The sequence below is a fragment of the Paracoccus sp. JM45 genome (assembly GCF_003590715.1).
Taxonomy (GTDB): Bacteria; Pseudomonadota; Alphaproteobacteria; order Rhodobacterales; family Rhodobacteraceae; genus Paracoccus.
Genome location: NZ_QQVY01000006.1, coordinates 38,597 through 61,038 on the forward strand (window position 1 = coordinate 38,597; position 22,442 = coordinate 61,038).

23 protein-coding genes are annotated in these 22,442 nt (G+C 60.8%); 14 read left to right on the forward strand and 9 right to left on the reverse strand.

The window, feature by feature from the left end:
• Positions 1-12 precede the first annotated feature (12 nt).
• Positions 13-1,251, forward strand: a complete 1,239-nt coding sequence (locus DWB67_RS10190) for an AGE family epimerase/isomerase (protein WP_255418632.1) — start codon at positions 13-15, stop codon at positions 1,249-1,251.
• Between the two features lie 125 nt (positions 1,252-1,376).
• On the forward strand, positions 1,377-2,153 hold the full coding sequence (locus DWB67_RS10195) for a transglutaminase family protein (protein WP_119807443.1): 777 nt from the start codon (positions 1,377-1,379) through the stop codon (positions 2,151-2,153).
• Here the strand turns inward: DWB67_RS10195 and cbiB are convergent.
• Both cbiB and DWB67_RS10205 read right to left on the reverse strand, forming a co-directional pair.
• Entirely contained in the window at positions 2,150-3,052 is a 903-nt protein-coding gene (gene cbiB, locus DWB67_RS10200) for an adenosylcobinamide-phosphate synthase CbiB (protein WP_119807444.1), read from the reverse strand. The genes DWB67_RS10195 and cbiB overlap by 4 nt on opposite strands.
• Positions 3,053-3,055: 3 nt before the next feature.
• The gene (locus DWB67_RS10205; protein ID WP_119807445.1) at positions 3,056-3,601 is read right to left on the reverse strand and encodes a histidine phosphatase family protein; all 546 of its coding nucleotides are present in this window, start codon (positions 3,599-3,601) and stop codon (positions 3,056-3,058) included.
• Positions 3,602-3,757: 156 nt separating this feature from the next.
• Between DWB67_RS10205 and DWB67_RS10210 the strand changes: the two genes are divergently transcribed.
• Genes DWB67_RS10210 through DWB67_RS10240 form a run of 7 tightly spaced genes read left to right on the forward strand, consistent with a single transcriptional unit; the run spans position 3,758 to position 12,178 of the window.
• Positions 3,758-4,918, forward strand: a complete 1,161-nt coding sequence (locus DWB67_RS10210) for an isovaleryl-CoA dehydrogenase (RefSeq protein ID WP_119807446.1) — start codon at positions 3,758-3,760, stop codon at positions 4,916-4,918.
• Complete coding sequence (locus DWB67_RS10215) at positions 4,918-5,415, forward strand: lysozyme inhibitor LprI family protein (protein WP_119807447.1); 498 nt, start codon at positions 4,918-4,920, stop codon at positions 5,413-5,415. Before DWB67_RS10210 ends, DWB67_RS10215 begins: the two co-directional genes overlap by 1 nt.
• A complete protein-coding gene (locus tag DWB67_RS10220) occupies positions 5,415-6,977 on the forward strand; it encodes an AMP-binding protein (RefSeq protein ID WP_119807448.1) in 1,563 nt (520 codons plus the stop codon). Before DWB67_RS10215 ends, DWB67_RS10220 begins: the two co-directional genes overlap by 1 nt.
• Entirely contained in the window at positions 6,974-8,578 is a 1,605-nt protein-coding gene (locus tag DWB67_RS10225; protein ID WP_119807449.1) for a carboxyl transferase domain-containing protein, read from the forward strand. Before DWB67_RS10220 ends, DWB67_RS10225 begins: the two co-directional genes overlap by 4 nt.
• 42 nt (positions 8,579-8,620) lie before the next feature.
• The gene (locus DWB67_RS10230; RefSeq protein WP_119807450.1) at positions 8,621-10,543 is read left to right on the forward strand and encodes an acetyl/propionyl/methylcrotonyl-CoA carboxylase subunit alpha; all 1,923 of its coding nucleotides are present in this window, start codon (positions 8,621-8,623) and stop codon (positions 10,541-10,543) included.
• Entirely contained in the window at positions 10,540-11,403 is an 864-nt protein-coding gene (locus DWB67_RS10235; RefSeq protein WP_119807451.1) for a hydroxymethylglutaryl-CoA lyase, read from the forward strand. Before DWB67_RS10230 ends, DWB67_RS10235 begins: the two co-directional genes overlap by 4 nt.
• Positions 11,396-12,178, forward strand: coding sequence for a crotonase/enoyl-CoA hydratase family protein (locus tag DWB67_RS10240; RefSeq protein ID WP_119807452.1), 783 nt, complete (start codon positions 11,396-11,398; stop codon positions 12,176-12,178). Before DWB67_RS10235 ends, DWB67_RS10240 begins: the two co-directional genes overlap by 8 nt.
• Before the next feature lie 65 nt (positions 12,179-12,243).
• Here DWB67_RS10240 and glyA read toward each other — a convergent pair whose 3' ends face one another.
• Positions 12,244-13,539: a serine hydroxymethyltransferase gene (gene glyA / locus DWB67_RS10245; RefSeq protein ID WP_119807453.1), complete on the reverse strand. Its 1,296-nt coding sequence runs from the start codon at positions 13,537-13,539 to the stop codon at positions 12,244-12,246.
• A gap of 184 nt (positions 13,540-13,723) precedes the next feature.
• On the opposite strand from glyA, the gene DWB67_RS10250 reads away from it, so the two are divergent.
• Positions 13,724-14,485, forward strand: coding sequence for an NAD kinase (locus DWB67_RS10250; RefSeq protein WP_119807542.1), 762 nt, complete (start codon positions 13,724-13,726; stop codon positions 14,483-14,485).
• A 3-nt stretch (positions 14,486-14,488) separates the two neighbouring features.
• Here DWB67_RS10250 and DWB67_RS10255 read toward each other — a convergent pair whose 3' ends face one another.
• From DWB67_RS10255 to DWB67_RS10265, 3 genes are all read right to left on the reverse strand, one after another.
• Complete coding sequence (locus DWB67_RS10255) at positions 14,489-15,511, reverse strand: hypothetical protein (RefSeq protein ID WP_119807454.1); 1,023 nt, start codon at positions 15,509-15,511, stop codon at positions 14,489-14,491.
• An 83-nt stretch (positions 15,512-15,594) separates the two neighbouring features.
• Complete coding sequence (gene rpoH / locus DWB67_RS10260; protein WP_119807455.1) at positions 15,595-16,503, reverse strand: RNA polymerase sigma factor RpoH; 909 nt, start codon at positions 16,501-16,503, stop codon at positions 15,595-15,597.
• A gap of 149 nt (positions 16,504-16,652) precedes the next feature.
• A complete protein-coding gene (locus tag DWB67_RS10265) occupies positions 16,653-17,678 on the reverse strand; it encodes an RluA family pseudouridine synthase (protein WP_119807456.1) in 1,026 nt (341 codons plus the stop codon).
• Here DWB67_RS10265 and DWB67_RS10270 point away from each other — a divergent pair.
• Positions 17,677-17,991, forward strand: coding sequence for a DUF6476 family protein (locus DWB67_RS10270; protein ID WP_119807457.1), 315 nt, complete (start codon positions 17,677-17,679; stop codon positions 17,989-17,991). The two genes, DWB67_RS10265 and DWB67_RS10270, sit on opposite strands and share 2 nt — an antisense overlap.
• Here the strand turns inward: DWB67_RS10270 and DWB67_RS10275 are convergent.
• Positions 17,979-18,230: an accessory factor UbiK family protein gene (locus DWB67_RS10275; RefSeq protein WP_119807458.1), complete on the reverse strand. Its 252-nt coding sequence runs from the start codon at positions 18,228-18,230 to the stop codon at positions 17,979-17,981. The genes DWB67_RS10270 and DWB67_RS10275 overlap by 13 nt on opposite strands.
• 116 nt (positions 18,231-18,346) lie before the next feature.
• On the opposite strand from DWB67_RS10275, the gene lgt reads away from it, so the two are divergent.
• The 3 genes from lgt to pgeF are packed head-to-tail and all read left to right on the forward strand — an operon-like array spanning position 18,347 to position 21,040.
• Positions 18,347-19,234 (forward strand): prolipoprotein diacylglyceryl transferase, encoded by an 888-nt coding sequence (gene lgt, locus DWB67_RS10280; RefSeq protein ID WP_119807459.1) that lies wholly within the window; start codon positions 18,347-18,349, stop codon positions 19,232-19,234.
• Positions 19,231-20,292: a class I SAM-dependent methyltransferase gene (locus DWB67_RS10285; protein ID WP_119807460.1), complete on the forward strand. Its 1,062-nt coding sequence runs from the start codon at positions 19,231-19,233 to the stop codon at positions 20,290-20,292. The genes lgt and DWB67_RS10285 overlap by 4 nt, the downstream gene beginning before the upstream one ends.
• The gene (gene pgeF, locus DWB67_RS10290) at positions 20,276-21,040 is read left to right on the forward strand and encodes a peptidoglycan editing factor PgeF (protein WP_119807461.1); all 765 of its coding nucleotides are present in this window, start codon (positions 20,276-20,278) and stop codon (positions 21,038-21,040) included. Before DWB67_RS10285 ends, pgeF begins: the two co-directional genes overlap by 17 nt.
• Position 21,041: 1 nt before the next feature.
• Here the strand turns inward: pgeF and DWB67_RS10295 are convergent, their stop codons facing one another.
• Positions 21,042-21,704, reverse strand: a complete 663-nt coding sequence (locus DWB67_RS10295; protein ID WP_119807462.1) for an NAD(P)H-binding protein — start codon at positions 21,702-21,704, stop codon at positions 21,042-21,044.
• Positions 21,705-21,785: 81 nt separating this feature from the next.
• Entirely contained in the window at positions 21,786-22,286 is a 501-nt protein-coding gene (locus DWB67_RS10300) for an Lrp/AsnC family transcriptional regulator (RefSeq protein ID WP_119807463.1), read from the reverse strand.
• Positions 22,287-22,442: the final 156 nt, after the last annotated feature.

Below are 22,442 nucleotides of genomic sequence, written 5' to 3' on the forward strand. Positions count from 1 at the left end.
GGGGGAATTATGATGCAGGCAGGATCGCAGAACAGCACGGGCATCTGGCTGGATAATGCGGATCATCGCGCTTTTCTGGCCGCGGATGCCCATCGGGCGCTGGATTTCTTTGACGCCAGTATCAGGCCGGCTGGTGGCTTTGCGGGGCTGGACCCTAAAGGCCGTCCCTTGGCCAGCAGCGTTCAGGAATTGCACAGCACAACGCGGCTGGTGCATTCCTATGCGCTGGCACAGATGGCAGGTCGTCCGGATCGGGCGGGTATCATCGACCAAGGAATGCAGTTCCTGTGGAACGGACATCGCGACACGGAACATGGCGGCTATCTGTGGGCGGTTGATGGCAAGGACGTTGTTGACGGGACCAAGCTGGCCTATGGGCATGTTTTTGTGCTGTTGGCAGCCTCTAGCGCGAAGATGGCGGGCCATCCGGATGCCGACCGTCTGCTGGCTGATATCAGCGATGTGCTGGACCGCCATTACTGGGACAAGGCAGCGGGCCTGTTCCGCGATGAATTCACCCGCAATTGGCAGCCGTTTTCCAACTATCGCGGCATGAACGCCAATATGCACGGCACCGAAGCCCTGCTGGCCGCATATGAGGCGACGGGCGACAGCACCTATCTGACGCGCGCAGGCGGCATTCTGGAGTTCTTTATTGCAGGACAGGCGGCAAGGCATAGCTGGCGCATTCCCGAACATTACGATCAGGACTGGCAGCCGGACCACAGCTATTCCGGCAATCCGATGTTCCGCCCCGCAGGGACAACACCCGGTCACAGCTTTGAAATGGCACGGTTGCTGTTGCAATGGTGGGACCTTGCGGGCCGTCCTGACGGTGACGCCCCCGCGCAGGCGCTTGCGCTGGTCGAAAGGGGGCTGGCTGATGCCTGGAACGATGATCTGGGCGGCATCGCCTATACCCTGCACCGCGACGGAACGGTCGACAACCCCGCCCGCTATTGGTGGCCCGTGACCGAGGCTTTGGGTGCGCTTGCTGCATTGATCAAACTTGACCCGACGCCTGCACTGGAAGGGTGGTATCGCAAGATCTGGGGCTTTGCGGCCAGCTATCTGGTCGATGCCGAAAACGGCGGCTGGCATCATGAGGTCGGATCCGACAATCTGCCGGTCATGACCCAGTTTCAGGGCAAGCCTGATATCTATCACGCCCTGCAGGCCGATCTGTTGCCTTTGGCGCATGGATTGTCAGGGCAGGCGCAGGATCTGGGAAAAATCCGGCCCCTGTCCTGAATGTACGTGCTTTACGTTTGGTCAGGGGAACGAAATCGAGACTGCAATGATTGACACTGGCAAGACGGGCGTTCATTCACTCGCCCGTCATTGTACCTATAATCCCAACTCGTAGGAGCCTGCAGATGCGGATGCTAATCGATGTCGTCCTTGATTACAGGCTACGGATGCCCGGCACCGCATTGCTGGTGATCGAGGCTGCGGGGGCCATGGGGCAGGACGTTGTTCAAAGCACAATCGATCTTGGTAATCCTGAACGCATCGCCCGCGTGCCTGCTGAAGAGGGGATCGGTGAGCGTATCATCATCCGCGCCAAAGACCGTCTGCAGTGCCGCTATAACGCGGAACTGCACATCACCCGCCCGCGTCCCGATCTGGAAAACCTGCATATGGTCGAGGTCGAGGATATGCCCGGCGACGCCCTGCGCTATCTTCTGCCGTCGGTCTATTGTCCGGTCGACCGTTTTTTCCACTACAGCAATTCGCGTTTTGGCGGGTTAAGCGGCGGTCGAAAGGTTGCGGCGATGCGAGATTGGATCGAATACAATCTGTGCTATGTCGCGGGGGCTAGCGATGCCAATACAACCGCAGCCGATACGTTTCTGGACCGGCGCGGGGTCTGCCGCGACTATGCACATCTTATGATCTCGCTTTGTCGGGCGGCGCAAATTCCGACGCGCTTTGCCAGCGTTTATGCCCCCGGCGTCAAACCGCAGGATTTCCATGCCGTGGTCGAGGTTTATCTGGACGGTGAATGGCATCTGGTCGATCCGACAGGCATGGCGCAGGCCGATAACATGGCGCTGGTTGCCGTCGGGCGCGACGCCGCTGATGTGGCCTTTCTGACCACCACCAGCATGGCCGACCTGCAAACGCAGACCGTGGCCGTCACCCGGATCTAGATCGCGATTACCACCAACAACAGCCCGCCGATGGTGATGGCACGGCGGTACAGGGTAATGCCGCGCTGAAGGTCTTTGGCGTGTGGATCGGGGGCTGTGCCGTTCAGCCATGGTTCCTGACTGATATGGCTGCCATAGACGCGCGGACCGGACAAACGGACGCCCAAGGCGCCTGCCATCGCCCCTTCGGGCCAGCCTGCATTTGGGGACCGGTGTTTCGGGCCATCGGCCAAAGCACATTCCACCGCCCTTTTGGAAATCCCCGCAACCGCGATCAGCACAGCGGTCAGGCGTGCGGGGATAATATTGACGAAATCATCCAGACGGGCAGCGAAATTTCCGAATTCTTCATGCTTTGGGGTGCGATGGCCGATCATCGAATCCAGCGTATTGATCGCCTTATAGGCCGCAATCCCCGGCAGCCCCAGAACGACCGCCCAGAACAAGGGCGCAACCACCCCGTCGCTGGCGTTTTCGGCCAGACTCTCAAGCGAGGCGCGGGCGATTGCCGGTTCATCGGCGTTGGAGACATCGCGACCCACGATCATCGCCACGGCCCGACGCGCAGCTGGCAGATCGCCCATCCTCAAAGGTGTGGCCACGGCGCGCAGATGATCATCCAGTGATCTTGCCGCGACCAAGGGCCATGCCAGAACCGCCGCGGCCCAAGGGCCCAGCAACATCTGCAGGATGGCCGCAGGCACCATCGCCGCGGCAATGACCAGCAGTGACGCGATCATGCCCCGTTTACGACGATCCGGCCCGTGGTTCATACGGTCATCCAATGTCGCGATCAGCCGTCCCAGCCATGTCACGGGATGCCCGATGCGGGCGAACAGCCATGCAGGCCAGCCGATGACCAGATCGATGAAAAGCGCAGTGACTGCGATAAAGGCCATGGGTCAGTCCTTGGAGACGGGCAAGTTCACCGCCTCGACCGACCAGAGGTCGCCGTGGCGGTGCAGGATGGTCAACGATAAAGGGGCAACAGCGAAAGACAACGCCGCTTGCCCCACAACCAGCGACAATGCCGCCCGAACCGTTCCCGCATGCGCCACCAGAAGGCTGTCGCGATCCAGTGATTGCAGGGCGGGCGTGATACGCGCGGCCAGATCGTCAAAGCTTTCGCCACCATCGGGGCGGTGGCGTGCCAATTCCACCGTGGGTAGGGGGCCAAGATCGGGCAGCCGATCAGCAGGCAGTCCTTCCCATGCACCGAAATCCTGTTCCCACAACTTCGGGTCAAGCCGGTCCCATACCAGTCCCAATGCCTGCGCGGTCTGGCGACAGCGCAGCGCCGCACTGCAGACGATCTGGTCATGCGTGCCGACCCGTGCAGCAGCGCGCGTCAATGCCGCGTGGTCGCTGCAATCTGCCGGTACATCGCGACGACCGGCCAGTCGTCCGCCCGTAACACTTGGTGCGTGGCGCAGAATGGAAAGACGCATGGAACACCTTATGGTCACCCTTTGCGGGGTTACTGGCCCGCATTGCCGCGCAGGGCAAGACCTGCCCGACATATCACCATGCTTGTCTTGACGCAGGCAGGGCATATGCGTTAAAAGAAATGAACAAACGTTCAATAACCGGGGAGGGGGATTGCAATGTTTACCAGAGGGATGGAATTCGATCTGGGCGAGGATGTGAACGCCCTGCGTGATATGGTCCACCGTTGGGCACAGGATCGCATCGTCCCCATTGCGGGTCAGGTCGACCGTGACAATGCCTTCCCCAACGACCTCTGGCGGGAAATGGGTGATCTGGGTCTGCTTGGCGTCACCGTCTCCGAAGATTGGGGCGGTTCCGGCCTAAGCTATCTGGCCCATGTCATCGCGGTCGAGGAAATCGCCCGTGCCAGCGCCAGCATCAGCCTGTCTTACGGTGCGCATTCGAACCTTTGTGTGAACCAGATCAAGCTGAACGGCACCGATGCACAGCGTGCGAAGTATCTGCCAAAGCTGTGCAGCGGCGAACATATCGGCGCCCTCGCCATGTCCGAAGAAGGCGCGGGCAGTGACGTTGTCGGCATGAAGCTGCGCGCAGACAAGACGAACGGCGGCTATGTCCTGAACGGTAATAAATACTGGATCACCAATGCGCCCGATGCACATACGCTTGTAGTCTATGCCAAGACCGATCCCGATGCGGGCAGCAAGGGAATTACCGCTTTTATTGTCGAACGCGGCATGGCTGGTTTCACCACCAGCGCGCATTTCGACAAGATGGGCATGCGCGGATCGAATACGGGTGAGCTGATTTTCGACAACGTCGAAATCCCGCCCGAGAATGTCCTGGGCGAGGAGGGCCGGGGCGTTCGGGTGCTGATGTCCGGACTGGATTACGAACGCGTGGTCCTGTCCGGCATCGGCACCGGTATTATGGCCGCCTGTCTGGATCAGGTGATGCCCTATGTGACCGAACGCAAACAGTTCGGCCAACCCATCGGGTCGTTCCAGCTGATGCAGGGCAAGATTGCCGATATGTATGTCGCGCTTAACACCGCGCGGGCTTATGTCTATGAAGTGGCGCGGGCCTGCGACAAGGGCACCGTTACCCGTCAGGACGCTGCGGGCGCGGTGCTTTATGCCAGTGAACAGGCCATGGTGCAGGCACATCAGGCCGTGCAGGCCATGGGTGGCGCGGGCTTTCTAAACGACAGCGTTGTCAGCCGTCTGTTCCGCGATGCCAAGCTGATGGAGATCGGGGCGGGCACCAGCGAAATCCGCCGCATGTTGATCGGGCGCGAACTGACAGGGCTGGTCTGATGCGTGCCGGTTTGGCAGTCGTGATCGCCCTATCGGGACCTGCGATGGCGCAGGATGGCATGCCTCAGTTTCAGGACGATCTGTTGGCAACATGTCTGACAGAACAGGGTGACACCCCCGAGGCCTGTATCAACAAAGCCGCAGATCTGTGCATGAACGCCGAGGGCGGATATTCAACCGTCGGCATGTCCTATTGCCTGTCACAGGAATTGGCACAATGGGACAGATTGCTGAACACGGCCTATGCCGATGTGATGGCCCAATCCGAAACTGCCGATGCCCGGATGGACGATTTGGGCTCTGTTGCCCCGAAACAGGCCCCCTTATTGCAACAGATGCAGCGCAACTGGATCGCCTTTCGCGATGCGGCCTGTTCTTACGAAGGCAGCCGTTGGGGCGGGGGAACGGGTGCGGGTCCGGCGGGAACCCAATGTCTGCTGACCCAAACCGCGCGTCAGTATCTGTGGCTGAACGCCTATCTGTCCGGGGAACAGTGATGCGGACCCTGACCAGCGTGGATTACAACGCCTTATGCTGCGATTTCCACTGGGATCTGCCCGATCGGTTGAACATGGCCGATCAATGTCTGGCACATGACGCGGCAGCCGTCGCGGTCATTGATTATGACGGCAACCCGCAACCGGTCAGTTTCGGCCAACTGGACGATATGACCGACCGGTTGGCCCATAAGCTGGGCGTCTTGCGCGGTGAAAGGGTCGGCGTCTTGCGGACACAATCGTCCTGGACGGCAGCGGCCCATCTGGCAATCTGGAAGTCGGCGGCCATTTCAGTGCCGCTGTTCAAATTGTTCGGACCGGATGCGCTGGCTCTGCGACTTGAGGATGCAGGTATCCGTACAGTGGTCACCGATGCCGAAGGCCGGCAGATGCTGGACGGTTTTCCCCATCTGCGGATCATCGTCCCCGAGGATGGCCAGCCCGACGCGGGACCCTTTGCCACACGACCCACGGGGCCGGATGATCCGGCGGTGATCATCTATACCTCGGGGACGACGGGCGCGCCGAAAGGGGCGCTGCATGGCCACCGGATGCTGACCGGCCATCTGCCCGGCGTCGAGATGAGCCACGATCTGCTGGGCCAGCCCGATGATGTGATCTGGACGCCAGCCGATTGGGCATGGATCGGCGGGCTGTTCGATGTGGCCATGCCCGCGCTGGCGCTTGGGGTGCCGGTGGTTGCGGCACGGATGTCGAAATTTGATCCGGTGGCGGTTGCGCGGCTGATTGCCAACTGCAAGATCCGCAATGTCTTCTTCCCGCCAACGGCGCTGAAGATGCTGAAGGCCGCCAATGTCAGGATCAACGGGCTACGCAGTGTGGCCTCCGGCGGGGAGACACTTGGCGCACCTATGCTGGATTGGGGTCAGCAGGCTTTTGGTTTGCAGATCAACGAATTTTACGGGCAGACCGAATGCAATATAGTGGCCTCGGCGGCGGGGCAGATGTTTGCGATGCGGCCCGGTGCCATCGGCAAGGCCGTGCCGGGGTTTCAGGTGGCTGTTATTGATGATGACGGTCAGCCACGACCTGACGACACTCAGGGGGACATCGCCATCCGGCGCGGTGCGGCCAGCATGATGCTGGGATACTGGCAACGCCCCGATGCGACGGCAGACAAATTTCGTGGCGACTGGATGGTAACCGGCGATAAGGGCATGATCCATAACGGCTATATCCATTTCGTCGGGCGCAATGATGATGTCATCACATCCGCCGGATATCGCATCGGCCCGTCCGAGATCGAGGATTGCCTGCTGCGCCACCCCGCCGTCGCGCAGGTCGGTGTGATCGGCAAGCCCGACCCGTTGCGCACGCAGATCGTCAAGGCCTATGTGGTGCTGCGCCCTGGTTTCACCGCCTGCGACGACATGGCCGATCAGCTGCGCGACCATGCCCGCAGCCAATCCGCCGCCCATTCCTACCCGCGCGAGATCGCGTTTCTGGACAGCCTGCCGATGACCGTCACCGGCAAGGTCATGCGCCGCGAATTGCGCGCCTTGGCGGAAACCGAACGCCCCCAGTCAGAGAGTCTGCTATGAAACTGTCCAGTCAGGCCTTGCCCTCATCCGACCAGTTCCGCGCCAACCGGCAGGCACATCTGGACCTGCTGGAGACGGTGCGACAGGCCGCCGATCACGCTGCGGCGGGCGGGGGGGCTGCGGCCACTGAACGCCATGTCGGTCGGGGCAAGATGCCGCCGCGCGAAAGGGTGGCGAACCTGCTGGACGCTGGCAGTCCGTTTCTGGAAATCGGCGCCACAGCCGCCCATGATATGTATGACGGTGCAGCCCCCGGCGCGGGTGTGATCGCAGGCATCGGGCGGGTGCATGGGCAGGATGTGATGGTCGTGGCCAATGACGCGACGGTCAAGGGCGGCACCTATTATCCGATGACGGTGAAAAAGCACCTGCGAGCGCAGGAAATCGCCGAGGAATGCCATTTGCCCTGCGTCTATCTGGTCGATAGCGGCGGCGCGAACCTGCCCAATCAGGATGAGGTATTCCCCGACCGCGATCATTTCGGCCGTATTTTCTATAATCAGGCAAGGATGAGCGCGAAGGGCATTCCCCAGATCGCCGTCGTCATGGGGTCCTGCACGGCGGGTGGGGCCTATGTGCCCGCCATGTCCGACGTGACCATCATCGTGCGCGGTCAGGGCACCATTTTTCTGGCAGGCCCCCCCTTGGTCAAGGCGGCGACGGGCGAGGTTGTCACGTCCGAAGATCTGGGCGGCGGTGATGTCCATACCCGCCTTTCGGGCGTGGCCGATTACTTGGCCGAAGATGACGCCCACGCCTTGGCCCAAGCACGCCGCGCCGTGGCCAGCCTGAACCGCCGTCGCCCCGAAACGGTCCTGTGGCAAAGCCCCGAAGCCCCCGCCTATGACCCTGACGAATTGTTCGGCGTCGTCCCCGCCGACCTGCGCACCCCCTATGACATCCGCGAGGTGATCGCCCGCATCGTCGACGGCAGCCGCTTCGACGAATTCAAAGCGCGCTTTGGTGAAACGCTGGTCACGGGTTTCGCCCATGTCGAAGGCTGCCCCGTTGGCATCGTCGCCAATAACGGCGTGCTGTTTTCCGAAGCTGCCCAGAAGGGCGCGCATTTCATCGAGCTGTGCAGCCAGCGCAACATTCCGCTGGTCTTCTTGCAAAATATCACCGGCTTTATGGTCGGTCGCAAATATGAAAACGAGGGCATCGCCCGCCACGGCGCCAAGATGGTGACAGCAGTCGCCACGACGAATGTCCCCAAGATCACCATGCTGGTCGGCGGCAGCTTCGGCGCGGGCAATTACGGCATGTCTGGCCGCGCCTATTCCCCGCGCTTTTTGTGGAGCTGGCCCAACAGCCGCATCAGCGTCATGGGCGGTGAACAGGCCGCCGGCGTTCTGGCGACGGTCCGGCGCGACGGTATCGAGCGCAAGGGCGGCACGTGGTCGGCAAAGGACGAAGCCGAATTCAAACGCCCCACGGTCGAGATGTTCGAACGGCAAAGCCACCCGCTCTATGCCTCGGCGCGGTTGTGGGATGACGGGATCATCGACCCGCGAAAATCGCGGCAGGTGCTGTCCCTGTCCCTGCGTGCCAGCCTGAATGCCCCGATTGAACCGACGCGCTTTGGCCTGTTCCGGATGTGATTCCGGATTTGCATGCGCCTGCCGCAGAATGAAAGGTTGCCCATGTTCGACAAGATCCTGATCGCCAACCGGGGCGAGATCGCCTGCCGCGTCATCGATACATGCCGCCGTTTGGGGGTGGCCACGGTCACGGTCTATTCCGACGCCGACCGCCTGTCGCGCCATGTCGCCATGGCGGATCAGGCTGTGCACTTGGGTGGTCCGGCCCCTGCCGACAGCTATCTTCGCGGGCAGGTGATCATTGATGCGGCATCGGCGACAGGCGCCCAGGCGATCCATCCGGGCTATGGCTTTTTGTCCGAAAATCCGGGGTTTGTGGATCAGGTGGCACAAGCGGGGTTGATCTTTATCGGCCCCTCGGCGGCAGCGATCCGTGCGATGGGGCTGAAGGATGCGGCCAAGGCGCTGATGGAAAAGGCGGGCGTGCCGGTCGTTCCGGGCTATCACGGGGACAATCAGGATACCGGTCATCTGGCGGCGATGGCCGGTGACATCGGCTATCCGGTTCTGATCAAGGCCGTGGCGGGGGGCGGCGGCAAGGGCATGCGCCGCGTTGATGATCCGGCGCATTTTGACGATGCCCTGCAATCGGCACGGTCCGAGGCACAGACAGCCTTCGGCAACCCCGACGTTCTGATCGAGAAATACGTCCTGCAACCCCGCCATATCGAGGTTCAGGTCTTTGGTGACGGCAAGCGCGCCGTGCATCTGTTTGAACGCGATTGTTCCCTGCAACGCCGCCACCAGAAGGTGATAGAGGAAGCGCCCGCCCCCGGCATGACCGCCGAAATGCGTCAGGCCATGGGCGATGCCGCCGTCCGCGCCGCCGAGGCCATCGGCTATTCCGGTGCGGGTACCATCGAATTCATCGTCGACGGCAGCGACGGTCTGCGCCCCGACCGGTTCTGGTTCATGGAAATGAACACCCGCTTGCAGGTCGAACACCCCGTGACCGAGGCGATCACCGGCGTCGATCTGGTCGAATGGCAGCTGCGCGTGGCAAGCGGCGAGGACCTGCCCGTGCAACAGGACGACCTGTCCATCACCGGCCACGCCTTCGAGGCGCGCCTTTACGCCGAGGATGTTCCCGCAGGTTTCCTGCCCGCCACGGGGCGTCTGGTGCATCTGGGCTTTCCGGATGGCGCGCGTATCGAAACAGGGGTGCGGCAAGGAGACGTCATCTCGCCCTGGTATGATCCGATGATTGCCAAGGTGATCACATGGGGTGCCACCCGTGCAACTGCCCTGCGATCGCTGGAAAGCGCGCTGGTGGATACGGATGTTGCGGGGCTGGTCACAAATCTGGACTTCCTGATCGCCCTGACGCGGCACCACGGCTTTCGACAGGAACTGGTCGATACCGGCCTGATCGGCAGGGATATCGAGGGGCTGACGGCGATGCCTGACACCGATGGTGCATCGGTCGCTTTGGGGGTGATCGGGTTGGCGGGCGTGACGGGGGCCTCTGGCGGTATGACGTTATGGCAACCGCTGCGCCGGACGATCGTCTGGGACGGGGGCAGCGCGGTTTTGCAGGTCATGGGTGCAGCAGATTTCCGCGTGACGTTGAATCACAGCAGTCATGACGTCTGTTGGCAGGGCGACCGCTGGTGGGTGGATGGTCATCCGTGCCGCCAGCGCATTGTTACACATGATGCGGGTGTCAGTGTTTTCGGGGCGAACACGCTGCATCTGCGAAAGGTTGATCCGCTGTATCGGGCTGGCACCGACGATGGCGGTGACGGGCTGACGCGGTCCCCCATGCCGGGGTTGGTCAAATCCGTACATGTCACCCAAGGTCAGCAGGTCCGAACAGGTGACCGCCTGTGTGTGCTGGAGGCGATGAAGATGGAACACAGCCTTCTGGCCACCCGCGACGGCATCGTCGCCGAGGTTCTGGCCAAGGATGGCGATCAGGTCGAAGCCGGTGCCGCCCTGATCCGGTTGGATGAGGTTGCCGAATGACCGACCGCGTCGAAATTTTCGAGATGGGTCCCCGCGACGGCCTGCAGAACGAAAAGCGCCTGATCCCCACCGAAGATAAGATCGCGCTGGTCGATCTGCTGTCGCAGGCAGGCTTTCGCCGGATCGAGGTGACCAGCTTTGTCAGCCCCAAATGGATGCCGCAGATGGCGGATGCCGCAAAGGTCATGGCGGGTATCCACCGTGCCAAGGGCATCAGCTATGCCGCGCTGACCCCAAATCTGCAGGGATATCAGGCCGCCCGACACGCCCGCGCCGATGAGGTTGCAATCTTTGCCAGTGCGTCCGAGGGGTTCAGTCGGGCAAATCTGAATGCCTCGATCAACGATGCCTTGGCGCGTTTCGAACCGGTCGCCAAGGCGGCCCGTGATGATGGCATTCCGCTGCGCGGCTATGTCAGCGTGGTCACCGACTGCCCCTTCGACGGTCCGACTGCGCCGTCCAATGTGGCACGGGTCGTTGCGGCGCTGCGTGATATGGGGTGCTATGAAATCAGCCTTGGCGACACCATCGGGCAGGGGCGTCCGGACGCAATTGATGCCATGCTGACGGCGGTTCTGGACGAACTGCCCCCTGAACGGCTGGCGGGGCATTATCATGACACCGCCGGTCGGGCGTTACAGAACGTTGATGCCAGCCTTGCGCGGGGCTTGCGGGTCTTTGACGCGGCGGTCGGTGGTTTGGGTGGTTGCCCCTATGCCCCCGGTGCCGCAGGCAATGTCGCGACCGAGGCGCTGGCCGCGCATCTGTCCCGCCAAGGCTATCACCACGGATTGGACATGGCGGTCATTGACCGCGCCGCCGCTTTTGCCAAAACCCTGCGGGAGGAGACCCATGCCTGACACCATCCGGATCACAACCGACCCGCGCGGCGTTGCCACACTGACCCTGTCGCGGGCAGATAAGCATAACGCCCTGTCGCGCCAGATGATGGATGAAATTATCGAGGCTTGTGACACCCTTGGCAATGATCCAGCGGTCCGCGTTGTTGTGCTGGCAGGCGATGGACCGACATTCTGCGCGGGGGGTGATCTGGGTTGGATGAAAGCGCAGATGATCGCCGATGCCCATACGCGGCGTGCCGGTGCCCGCATTCTGGCGCAGATGTTGCAAGCGTTGAACCTGCTGCCCAAACCGCTGATTGCGCGGGTGCATGGCAACGCTTTTGGTGGTGGCGTGGGTATGATGTCAGTGGCCGACGTGGCGATTGTGTCCGATACCGCCCGCCTTGGTCTGACCGAGGTCAAGCTGGGCCTGATCCCGGCCACCATCGGTCCCTATGTCTTTGCCCGCATGGGCGAGGATAAAGCGCGGCGGGTCTTCTTTTCTGCCCGTCTGTTCGGCGCGGCCGAGGCTGTAAATCTGAACCTTGCCGCCCGCAGTGTTCCCGCCGCAGAACTGGATGCCGCGGTCGAGGCCGAGGTTGCACCCTATCTGCAAGCTGCCCCCGGTGCGGTGGCCGCGGCCAAGGCACAATGCCGCGCCCTTGGCCTGACCATCAACGAAGCTGTGATCGAAGACAGCATCGACCGTCTTGTCGCCGTCTGGGAAGGCGGCGAAGCCCCCGAGGGAATTTCCGCCTTTTTTGAAAAACGCAAACCCGGCTGGGCAAGCTGACCAAAAAGGAAAACCCCCGCCACATCGCATGTGGCGGGGGTTTCCCTGTCAGCCATCGGGGCAGATTACATGCCCGAATACAGCGGGAAGCGCGCGCAAAGGGCCGAAACCTCATTGCGGACTTTTGCTTCGACTTCGGCGTTGCCCTCGTCGCCATGTGCGGCAAGGCCGTCCACGACTTCGACGATCCAGCGCGAAATCTGGCGGAATTCTTCTTCGCCGAAACCGCGCGTCGTGCCTGCAGGCGCACCCAGACGGATGCCCGAGGTGACGAACGGCTTTTCAGGATCGAAAGGCACGCCGTTCTTGTTGCAGGTGATATGGGCGCGGCCCAAAGCAGCCTCAGTCGCCTTGCCGGTCACGCCCTTGGGACGCAGGTCGGCCAGACACAGGTGGTTGTCGGTGCCGCCCGAAACGATGTCGATGCCACCCTTCATCAGCTCATCCGCCATGGCCTGCGCGTTTTTCACGACTTGCGCGGCATAGGTTTTAAACTCGGGGCGCAATGCTTCACCGAATGCGACGGCCTTGGCGGCGATCACATGCATCAGCGGGCCACCCTGAAGACCGGGGAAGACGGCGCTGTTGATCTTCTTGGCGATATCGGCGTCATTGGTCAGGATCAGACCACCGCGCGGACCGCGCAGCGATTTATGCGTGGTGGAGGTGACGACATGCGCATGACCGATGGGCGAGGGGTGCTGACCGCCCGCGACCAGACCGGCGATATGGGCCATGTCCACCATCAGATAGGCGCCGACTTCATCCGCAATCGCGCGGAAAGCCGCCCAATCCCACGTCCGGCTGTAAGCGGTGCCGCCGGCAACGATCAGCTTGGGCTTGTTCTGGCGCGCAGCCTCGGCAATCGCCTCCATGTCCAGCAGCTGGTCTTGCTGACGTACGCCATAGCTGACGACGTTGAACCATTTGCCCGACATGTTGACCGGCGAACCGTGGGTCAGGTGACCGCCCGAATTCAGGTCCAGACCCATGAAGGTATCGCCGGGCTGCAACAGCGCCAGAAACACAGCCTGGTTCATCTGGCTGCCGGAATTGGGCTGCACGTTGGCGTATTCGCAGCCGAACAGCGCCTTTGCACGCTCGATCGCCAGATTTTCGGCGATATCGACATATTGGCAGCCGCCGTAATAGCGTTTGCCCGGATAGCCTTCGGCATATTTATTGGTCAGGACAGAGCCCTGTGCCTCCATCACGGCGGCGCTGACGATGTTTTCCGAGGCGATCAGCTCGATCTCGTCGCGCTGGCGACCCAGTTCTTGCGTGATGGCCTTGGCGATATCTGGGTCACGGCTGGCCAGGGTTTCCGTGAAAAAGCCGTTGTCGCGTGTTGGGGCGTTCATCGGTCTCGCGTCCTTATATGGCTGGGGCGGCAGAGGATGCTGGCCTTCTATCGCAACAATATGAATGCGGAAAGTGACAAAACGACCCGTCGGGGTGTTCAAGCGTCGCAGGTTGTTCCGTGCGGGGCTTGTCATCCGCGCGGCCGCAGCCGATGCTGCACCGCAATCAGAGGAAATACCGTATATGACGGGCAACATTCACTTTACCGCCAGTCAGGCCCCATCGGCCTGCAATGCCCTTGTCGAACTGGTGGCCCGTTATGGCAATGCGCCATCCGATAAGGCCGATGTTGTGGTCGCTTTGGGTGGGGACGGCTTCATGCTGCAAACACTGCATGCGATGCAGGGGCGCGATATGCCGGTCTACGGGATGAACCGCGGCACGGTCGGTTTCCTGATGAACACTTATTCGGTGGATGATTTGCCCGAACGTCTGGCCGCAGCCGAAGAAGCTGTTATCAACCCGCTGCGGATGCGTGCGACCTGCGCCAATGGCACCTGCCACGAGGCGCTGGCCATCAACGAGGTCAGCCTGCTGCGCGAAGGTCCGCAGGCTGCCAAATTACGGATCTATGTCGACGGGCGGCTGAGGATGGAGGAACTGGTCTGCGACGGGGCGCTTGTTAGCACGCCTGCAGGTTCGACCGCCTATAATTATTCCGCGCATGGTCCGATCCTGCCCATCGGATCCGAGGTACTGGCCCTGACCGCGATCGCCCCTTTCCGCCCCCGTCGCTGGCGCGGTGCCTTGTTGCCGAAAGCTGCCGAGGTGGTAATCGAAGTGATGAACCCCGAACGCCGTCCTGTCATGGCCGATGCCGACAGCCGGTCGTTCCGCCATGTCACCCGCGTCGAAATCCGCAGCGCATCAGATATTAGGCACCACCTTCTGTTCGACGATGGCCACGGGCTGGCAGAACGGCTGCTGCGCGAACAATTCGTCTGAACGTCAGCCCGCGCAGATTTTCTGAAGCGCCAGCCATTGTTCATCCGTCAGCAATGGCCGGCCAGCAGGTTCATCGCGCATCGGATCGCCGGTGATCAAGGGCATGACAGTGACACCTGTCGGATCGAGGCTGCGGGCATAGGGTTCGGTGGACAGATCATGTTCTTCGAAGGCGGCGGGGAGTTTGCCCATATCAGGCCGCGGTAGGGGCTTTTCCAAAAGCGTCTTGCCGTAACCCTCCAAGGCGCGGCGGGGCAATGTGCCTAAGGTCATCAACCGCAGTGACGCAAAGGCCCCTGCGTATTCCAACGCGTCCTGCGTCACCTGCCGGTCGTCTTGGGCAATGCTGGCCGCAATCAGATGACCTGCCGTCGCCTCGGGGCCGGTGGCCGAAGCAAGAAGGTCGTTGCCGATCAGATACATGTTTCCCGGCAGACGACGTGCGCCATTCAGTGGGCCGGGCACGACCTGCACCAATGTATGCTTCCCCAGCAATCGCGATGTGATCCAGTCCAGCACCTGTTGGCCGGAATGTCTGTGACAGATCGAGCCCGTACCGGTTTCCAGATCGGCCAGCACAGCCGTGCCGATGGTCCGCATCTGCGCTGGCGGGGCAATCTGTGCTGCATGGCGGATTAACGCGTCAGGCAACCATGCCACCAACGCCCCCAGCAGGCCCAGCAGTATAAGCCCTGTGATTGCACCGCGCAGTCGTCCAGGTGTCCGGCGGTGATGTGCAATTGCACGCTGGACCCGCGCAATGCCGTCGATCATCAGTTGATCGTCGATTTCGACCGTTTCGTCGGGTTTGGCAGATGTCGGGGTATAGACTGCCGGAACCCGTCCGGGGTTCAGGCGCACCACAGCGGGCAATGACCAATGCGACAGGGGGCAATCCGACTTCGGGTCCATCAGGGTCAGCGTTGCTTCGCCCAAAGACACCACAACCTCGCGTTTACCTGCGCGAGGGGTCTCTTTCCAAGCTCCCTGAGCTTCCAGACGTCGGAATTCCGTCAGCGCAGTCATATCGTGGGCGTGCTTTCCGGATCGTGACGCAACTGGGCGTCAACATAAAGCAGTGCCGCATCGCGTCAATGCGGCAGCCGGTTTTATTCCGCGTCTTCCATGATCCGCATGCCCTTTTCGCGGGCCAGAACGCGCATCCGGTCCTGAAGTTTTTCAAAAGCGCGAACCTCGATCTGACGAATACGTTCGCGTGAGACATCGTAACGGCCCGATAGATCCTCTAGCGTCATGGGGTCATCACGCAGGCGACGTTCCATCAGAATGTCGCGTTCGCGGTCGTTCAGCACATCCATAGCCGACATCAGCATCTGGCGACGGGTGTCCAGTTCCTCGGTCTCGGCATAAGCTTCGGCCTGATTGGCATCGGTATCTTCCAGCCAATCCTGCCATTGCGCCGAAGATTCGCCATCACCCGACCCGACCTGCGCGTTCAACGAGGCGTCGCTGCCAGAAAGGCGGCGATTCATATCGACCACTTCTTTCTGGGTGACATTTAGTTCGGTGGCGATACGTTCCACGTTCTCAGGACGCAGGTCGCCATCCTCCAACGCGCCAATTTTGGATTTGGCCTTGCGCAGGTTAAAGAACAGCTTTTTCTGCGCACTGGTCGTGCCCATTTTGACCAACGACCACGATCGCAGAATATATTCCTGAATCGAAGCGCGAATCCACCACATCGCGTAGGTCGCCAGGCGGAATCCGCGTTCCGGATCAAACCGCTTCACCGCCTGCATCAGGCCGACATTGGCTTCGCTGATCACCTCGGCCTGTGGGAGGCCGTAACCGCGATACCCCATGGCAATTTTCGCCGCCAGACGAAGGTGACTTGTCACCATTTTATGCGCCGCTTCACTGTCTTCATGATCCGCCCATGCCTTGGCCAGCATATATTCCTCCTCCGGCTCAAGCAGGGGGAATTTGCGGATCTCTTGCAGGTAGCGGTTCATGCCCTGTTCGGGGCTGGGGGCGGGAAGATTGCCGTAAGTCGCCATGTAATTTGCCTTTCGCAGAGATCGTAAAACGCGCCTTGGCGCCTGCAGGTTCCGGTCAGAACGTCGCAGACACCCCCGGTGGTCAGCCGGGACAGCCCATCTTGCGCGCCAATCTGCGATTTGTAACCTGTGGTCGGGTCACATCGTCGTCAAGTGGTGACAGCCTGTAATTGTTCAAGAAGTTTTTGCATATCATCGGGCAAGGGGCTGTCAAAGGACATCGGCTGACCCGTCACAGGATGGTCAAACCCCAGATGCGCCGCGTGCAGTGCCTGACGTGAAAATGCCTGAACGGCCGCCGCTGCGGCACCCAGGGCTTTAGCTGATGCACGGCGCGACCCGCCATAGACCGGATCGCCGATCAGCCCCAAGCCGACATGGGCCATATGGACGCGGATCTGATGGGTGCGGCCGGTTTCCAACCGGCATTCCACCAGCATGGCTGACGGTGGCCGTCCAAAGCTTTCCAGCAGCTTGGCGCGTGTTACGGCGTGGCGGCCCTTATCGAAATAAACCGCCTGTTTTTGCCGGTCGGTGGGGTGACGCGTTAGGCGGGACGTAATTTTCAACACCATACCATCTTCGAAGTTGACCCCCGGCGTGCCGCGCAGGCGCGGATCGGATGCGTCGATCGTGCCATGTGCCAAAGCCAGATAGCGGCGTTGGGCGCTATGCGCCTCGAACTGGGCGGCAAGACCGTGATGGGCACGATCCGATTTCGCCACCACCAGCAACCCCGAGGTGTCCTTGTCGATCCGGTGCACGATGCCGGGCCGCTTTTCGCCGCCGATGCCTGACAAAGTGTCGCCGCAATGGGCCAGAAGCGCGTTCACCAAAGTCCCCGAGGGCGATCCGGGGGCAGGGTGGACGACCATACCGGCAGCTTTGTCAATCACGATAAGGTCATCGTCTTCATAGACAATGGTCAGGGGAATGGCTTCGGGCAGGGTCTCGACGGATTCGGGGGGCGACAGGGTGATGGTGTATTCCTGTCCCTCGGATACGCGGGATTTTCCATCGCGCACCACGCCGTCAGGGCCGCTGACGGCACCATCCGCGATCATACGCGATAGGCGGGACCGCGAAAGTGCGGCATCCTCTGGCACCGACAGCGCAAGCGCCTTATCAAGACGTTCGGGCGGGTTCGCCGGGATGATCACAGTAAGGTTCGACATGGCGGAAGATAATACCGATTGGAAGGCAGCAGCGAAAGCGGTGCCGGAACTGAGGTTCCTGAAAACGCTTGTCACCGGGCTGACGCTGGTGATGGGATTTGGAATGGTGGCGGTCGTCGCGCTGCTGTGGCTGCGCTTGGATCAGCCCGTGCTGCCTGAATTGCCCGACAATATCAAGTTGCCGGACAATGTTCAGGTGCAGGCCGTGACCTTTGCGCCAGACTGGATCGTGGTCGTCACAGACGATGCACAAGTACTGCTGTATGATCGCAGTGGCGTATTGAAGCAGTCGGTGGCGGTTCAGTCGCCCTGACGGCCAGCCTCGACTGCGTCCAGCCGCGCTTTCAATTCAGCATTTTCGGTGCGGGCCTTGATGGCCATTTCGCGCACAGCCTCGAATTCTTCACGTGTGACGAAGTCGCGGTCGGCCAGCCAACGGTCGACCCAGCCTTTCATGGCGTTCTCGGCCTCGCTGCGGGCGCCTTGGGCGACGCCCATGGCATTGGTCATCATCTTGGAAATGTCATCGAAGAAGCGGTTATCGGTGCTCATGTCTGCCTGTCCTTCAAGCTTGGTCGCGCTTAATATGGTCCGACATGCGTCAGGGTTCAATGTTGACATGGGCGCTTTGCTGGCTAGCGTGCGCCGCAATCGAAAGCCGAGGCCCCATGATCCCCTTCCCGAATATCGCCCCCGAGATTTTTACGATCAATCTGGGCGGGCTATCACTGTCCCTGCGATGGTATGCGCTGGCCTATTTGGCCGGTTTAATCATCGGCTGGCAATTGATTGTTCTGATGACGCGCCGTCCTTCAATCTGGGGCGACCGTGCGCCGATGGAACCCGCAAAGGTTGATGACCTGCTGACATGGGTCATTCTTGGCGTGATCTTGGGCGGACGTCTGGGGTTTGTGCTGTTTTATGAACCAGCCTATTACCTGTCCAACCCCTTGGAAATCATCAAGGTCTGGCAAGGCGGGATGAGCTTTCACGGCGGTTTCGCGGGTGTCATTGTTGCCACCGCGATCTATTGCCGCATGAACGCGATCCCGCCCCTGCGACTGGCGGATGCGATGGCTGTTGTAGCGCCGGTCGGCCTGCTCTTTGGGCGTCTGGCAAATTTTATCAATGCCGAACTTTGGGGACGCCCTACCGATATGCCTTGGGGTGTCGCCTTTCCGGGGCAAGCGGCCCAGACCTGTGCTGACGTTGTCGGCGTCTGCGCCCGCCACCCCAGCCAGATATACGAGGCATTGCTGGAAGGTTTGCTGCTGGGACTGATCCTGTTGATCACCTTGCGCGCAGGTGCTTTGCGTCGTGCGGGTCTGCAGTTCGGCATTTTCCTGACAGGCTATGCCCTTGCCCGTATGTTCGTCGAATTGTTCAGGGTGGCAGATGCACAATTCATTACGCCCGAAAATCCGTTCGGTTATGTCATCGGCGGACCCGAGATCGGGCTAAGCATGGGGCAGGTGTTATCCTTGCCGATGCTGGTTGTCGGTCTGCTGTTGATCTGGCGCGCGATGTCGCGTCCGGCGGTGGTGCAAACTGCATGACCCCGCTGGCGCACATCATCGCGAACCGCATCCGCGCCACAGGGCCCATCACCTTGGCGGATTACATGCAGATCTGTCTGCTGGACAGCCGCCATGGCTATTATGCCACGCGCGATCCCTTCGGACAGGCCGGTGATTTTATCACCGCGCCGGAAATCCATCAAATGTTCGGTGAATTCTGCGGCCTCGCGCTGGCGCAAGCGTGGATGGATCAGGGCCGTCCGGTGCCGTTTACACTGGCAGAACCCGGTCCGGGGCGCGGAACACTGATGGCGGATATGCTGCGTGCGATTCGTTTGGTCCCTGATATGCAAGATGCGGCTGATGTTACCTTGATCGAGGCATCACCCTTTTTGCTGCAGGTCCAGAAGGACCGGCTGGGGACGGTTTCGCATATCGAAACCCTCGAGGATATTCCTGACAAGCCGTTGTTTTTGATCGCGAACGAGTTTATTGACGCCCTTCCCATCCGCCAGTTCCAAAGGACGGAAGACGGTTGGCGCGAACGGCTGGTCGGACTGTCGGACAACGGCGAATTGCAGATGGGGCTTGGCACCGTGGTTGAATTGCCGCGGGACGGCAAGATCGGCGATGTGGTCGAGGATTGCGCCGAAGGTGTGGCCTCGATCGAGGTGATCGCCCGACAGATTGTGCGGAATGGTGGGGCTGCTATTGTGATCGACTATGGCGGATGGAACGGGTTCGGTGACAGCTTTCAAGCCCTTCGCAATCATATCCCCGAAGACCCTCTGGCCAACCCCGGTCTTGCCGATCTGACAGCCCATGTCGATTTTGCGCTGCTGGCTGCTGCCGCCTTGCGGGCAGGGGCTTGCGTGTCGCGTCCGATCCATCAGGGGGACTGGCTGCTGTCTTTGGGTGCCCGGGAACGGGCGCAGAAGCTGGCCGCAAACGGGGATCAAGGTGCGATGGCGGCGCTTGCGCGCTTGACCAGCGCTTCGGAAATGGGTCACCTGTTCAAAGCAATCGCGATTTGGCCGAAGGGCGCAACCGCCGTTCCCGGCTTCGAGGCGCTGGAGACATATGCAAACGACACTTGAAATCCTGACCCATCCGCTGCTGGCTGACGTCAAGCACGGCTTCTTTACCCGCAAAGGCGGGGCATCCTCGGGCCTGTTTTCAGGGCTGAATTGCGGAAGACGTTCGACGGACCAAAGCGATATGGTACAGCTGAACCGCGGCCGCGTTGCTTCCGCAATGGGCGTGCCGGCAACTGGTCTTGCGACGGTCAAACAGGTGCATTCCGCCGATGTGGTAACGCTGGATCTGGATGATGATGTCACTGCGGTACGCGAAATTTGTGCTGACGGCATTGTGACAGCGCGCAGTGATGTCGCCTTGGCCGTGCTGACCGCCGACTGCCAGCCCATCCTGCTGTCCGATCCGGATATGGGGGTCATCGGTGCCTGCCATGCAGGATGGCGCGGTGCGATTGGTGGCGTCATCGAAGCGACGGTCAAGGCGATGCAAGGCTTGGGCGCGCATAATATCCGTGCCGTCATCGGGCCCTCGATCAGTCAGCCCGCATATGAGGTTGGTGACGATTTCATGGACGAATTTATCGCCGAGGATTCGACCTTTGACCGCTTCTTCGGCCAAGGCCCCAAAGGAAAGCCAATGTTCGATCTGCCTGCCTTCGGCCTGATGCGTTTGCGTGAAGCGGGAGTCGAGGCTGAATGGTCACGCCATTGCACCTATTCCGACCCTGAACGTTTCTTCAGTTATCGCAGATCGACGCACGAAGGTCAGGCAGATTATGGGCGCCTTATCAGTGCAATTGCGCGATAACTTAAACCGCTTTCGGGGCAAGTTGACTGACAGCCTGTGTGATTGGTGTATCGCCCGGGGACAGTTCGATGATGGTATTGATGACATTGGGCTGGTTGATCAGTTCTGCTAGAAAGGCTGCCACATCACCACGCGCGATGGTGCCATAGGGCACAGCCAGTCCGGCGGATACTTTACCAGTTGGCGTATCATCAGCCAGCGTTCCGGGGCGCAGGATGGCAAAGTCCAACCCGCTGGCGACCAGATGGACATCGGCCATTTTCTTGACCTGCATGTAAACCTCGAATCCGTCGCCCAGATCAGCGGTGCGGCCTGCTTCGGGAAAGACCGAAATCAGATAGAAGCGCTGGACGCCTGCGGCCTTTGCGGCGGAAACGGCCTTTTCCAGCCCTTCGCCATCAATCGCACGGGTCAGATCGGCACCGGCACCGCCCGCACCTGCGGCAAAGACGACAATGTCACAATGCGCTATTTGCGTTTGCAGGTCGCTGACGCCAAGCTTCATCAGATCGCCTTTGACTGGAGTCGCCCCCAGGTCTGCAAGCTGCTGGTGTTGTTCGTCATGACGATAGAGCGAGCTGACCTGATAGCCTTTGGACACCAGATCAGGGGTCATTTTGCGGGCGATCTGGCCTGCGCCGCCGATGATGAAGGCATGTGCCATAAGCGATGTTCCTTTATCCCGTGACGCATCGAATGCGCCGCTTCGTTCGGGCATGGAAACGTTACGCAGGCTGTCAGGGTTTCATCCGGCTTCGCGGATACGTTCTTCCACAATCTCGAACGGGACCGAGGGTTCGTCTTTCGCGCCACGGATCACCAGCGAGGTTTTGACCGAGGCGACATTGGGCGCAGCTGTCAGCGAATTTGTCAGGAAGCGCTGGAAGGTTGACAGGTCGGGCGACACACATTTCAGGATGAAATCGATCTCTCCGTTCAGCATGTGGCATTCGCGGACAAGTGGCCAGTCCTGCACCAAAGCCTCGAACGCGCAAAGGTCGCGTTCGGATTGAGAGGTCAGCCGCACCATTGCAAAGACCTGAACCTCGAAACCCAATTCGCGGGCGTCGATATCGGCGTGATAACCGCGGATATAGCCAAGTTCTTCCAATGTGCGGACGCGCCGCAGGCAGGGCGGGGCCGAAATTCCGACCCGGCGGGCCAATTCGACATTGGTCATCCTGCCGTCGGCTTGAAGTTCAGCAAGAATTTTGCGGTCAATGTCATCAAGTTTGGCGCCGGCCATGGTGGTCTTTCTGTTCTTAAGATCTTGGCGTTACCGGAAACTACAATGCGGGCCGATATTCCGCAACAATCTTTCTGGATTGCGCGAAGTGCGGGATGCGTTGCAGTCAGCCTCCGGAGCGACTACCTCATGCACAAACCAAGATTGGGGCGCAAG

What these genes read in the sequence shown, in the direction of transcription:
- DWB67_RS10205 (WP_119807445.1), bottom strand. Translation starts at nt 3,601, where the DNA reads ATGCGTCTTTCCATTCTGCGCCACGCACCAAGTGTTACGGGCGGACGA.
- DWB67_RS10190 (WP_255418632.1), top strand. Translation starts at nt 13, where the DNA reads ATGCAGGCAGGATCGCAGAACAGCACGGGCATCTGGCTGGATAATGCG.
- DWB67_RS10295 (WP_119807462.1), bottom strand. Translation starts at nt 21,704, where the DNA reads ATGGCACATGCCTTCATCATCGGCGGCGCAGGCCAGATCGCCCGCAAA.
- DWB67_RS10225 (WP_119807449.1), top strand. Translation starts at nt 6,974, where the DNA reads ATGAAACTGTCCAGTCAGGCCTTGCCCTCATCCGACCAGTTCCGCGCC.
- DWB67_RS10230 (WP_119807450.1), top strand. Translation starts at nt 8,621, where the DNA reads ATGTTCGACAAGATCCTGATCGCCAACCGGGGCGAGATCGCCTGCCGC.
- DWB67_RS10265 (WP_119807456.1), bottom strand. Translation starts at nt 17,678, where the DNA reads ATGTCGAACCTTACTGTGATCATCCCGGCGAACCCGCCCGAACGTCTT.
- pgeF (WP_119807461.1), top strand. Translation starts at nt 20,276, where the DNA reads ATGCAAACGACACTTGAAATCCTGACCCATCCGCTGCTGGCTGACGTC.
- DWB67_RS10215 (WP_119807447.1), top strand. Translation starts at nt 4,918, where the DNA reads ATGCGTGCCGGTTTGGCAGTCGTGATCGCCCTATCGGGACCTGCGATG.
- rpoH (WP_119807455.1), bottom strand. Translation starts at nt 16,503, where the DNA reads ATGGCGACTTACGGCAATCTTCCCGCCCCCAGCCCCGAACAGGGCATG.
- DWB67_RS10220 (WP_119807448.1), top strand. Translation starts at nt 5,415, where the DNA reads ATGCGGACCCTGACCAGCGTGGATTACAACGCCTTATGCTGCGATTTC.
- glyA (WP_119807453.1), bottom strand. Translation starts at nt 13,539, where the DNA reads ATGAACGCCCCAACACGCGACAACGGCTTTTTCACGGAAACCCTGGCC.
- DWB67_RS10275 (WP_119807458.1), bottom strand. Translation starts at nt 18,230, where the DNA reads ATGAGCACCGATAACCGCTTCTTCGATGACATTTCCAAGATGATGACC.
- DWB67_RS10285 (WP_119807460.1), top strand. Translation starts at nt 19,231, where the DNA reads ATGACCCCGCTGGCGCACATCATCGCGAACCGCATCCGCGCCACAGGG.
- DWB67_RS10240 (WP_119807452.1), top strand. Translation starts at nt 11,396, where the DNA reads ATGCCTGACACCATCCGGATCACAACCGACCCGCGCGGCGTTGCCACA.
- DWB67_RS10300 (WP_119807463.1), bottom strand. Translation starts at nt 22,286, where the DNA reads ATGGCCGGCGCCAAACTTGATGACATTGACCGCAAAATTCTTGCTGAA.
- cbiB (WP_119807444.1), bottom strand. Translation starts at nt 3,052, where the DNA reads ATGGCCTTTATCGCAGTCACTGCGCTTTTCATCGATCTGGTCATCGGC.
- DWB67_RS10250 (WP_119807542.1), top strand. Translation starts at nt 13,724, where the DNA reads ATGACGGGCAACATTCACTTTACCGCCAGTCAGGCCCCATCGGCCTGC.
- lgt (WP_119807459.1), top strand. Translation starts at nt 18,347, where the DNA reads ATGATCCCCTTCCCGAATATCGCCCCCGAGATTTTTACGATCAATCTG.
- DWB67_RS10235 (WP_119807451.1), top strand. Translation starts at nt 10,540, where the DNA reads ATGACCGACCGCGTCGAAATTTTCGAGATGGGTCCCCGCGACGGCCTG.
- DWB67_RS10195 (WP_119807443.1), top strand. Translation starts at nt 1,377, where the DNA reads ATGCGGATGCTAATCGATGTCGTCCTTGATTACAGGCTACGGATGCCC.
- DWB67_RS10270 (WP_119807457.1), top strand. Translation starts at nt 17,677, where the DNA reads ATGGCGGAAGATAATACCGATTGGAAGGCAGCAGCGAAAGCGGTGCCG.
- DWB67_RS10210 (WP_119807446.1), top strand. Translation starts at nt 3,758, where the DNA reads ATGTTTACCAGAGGGATGGAATTCGATCTGGGCGAGGATGTGAACGCC.
- DWB67_RS10255 (WP_119807454.1), bottom strand. Translation starts at nt 15,511, where the DNA reads ATGACTGCGCTGACGGAATTCCGACGTCTGGAAGCTCAGGGAGCTTGG.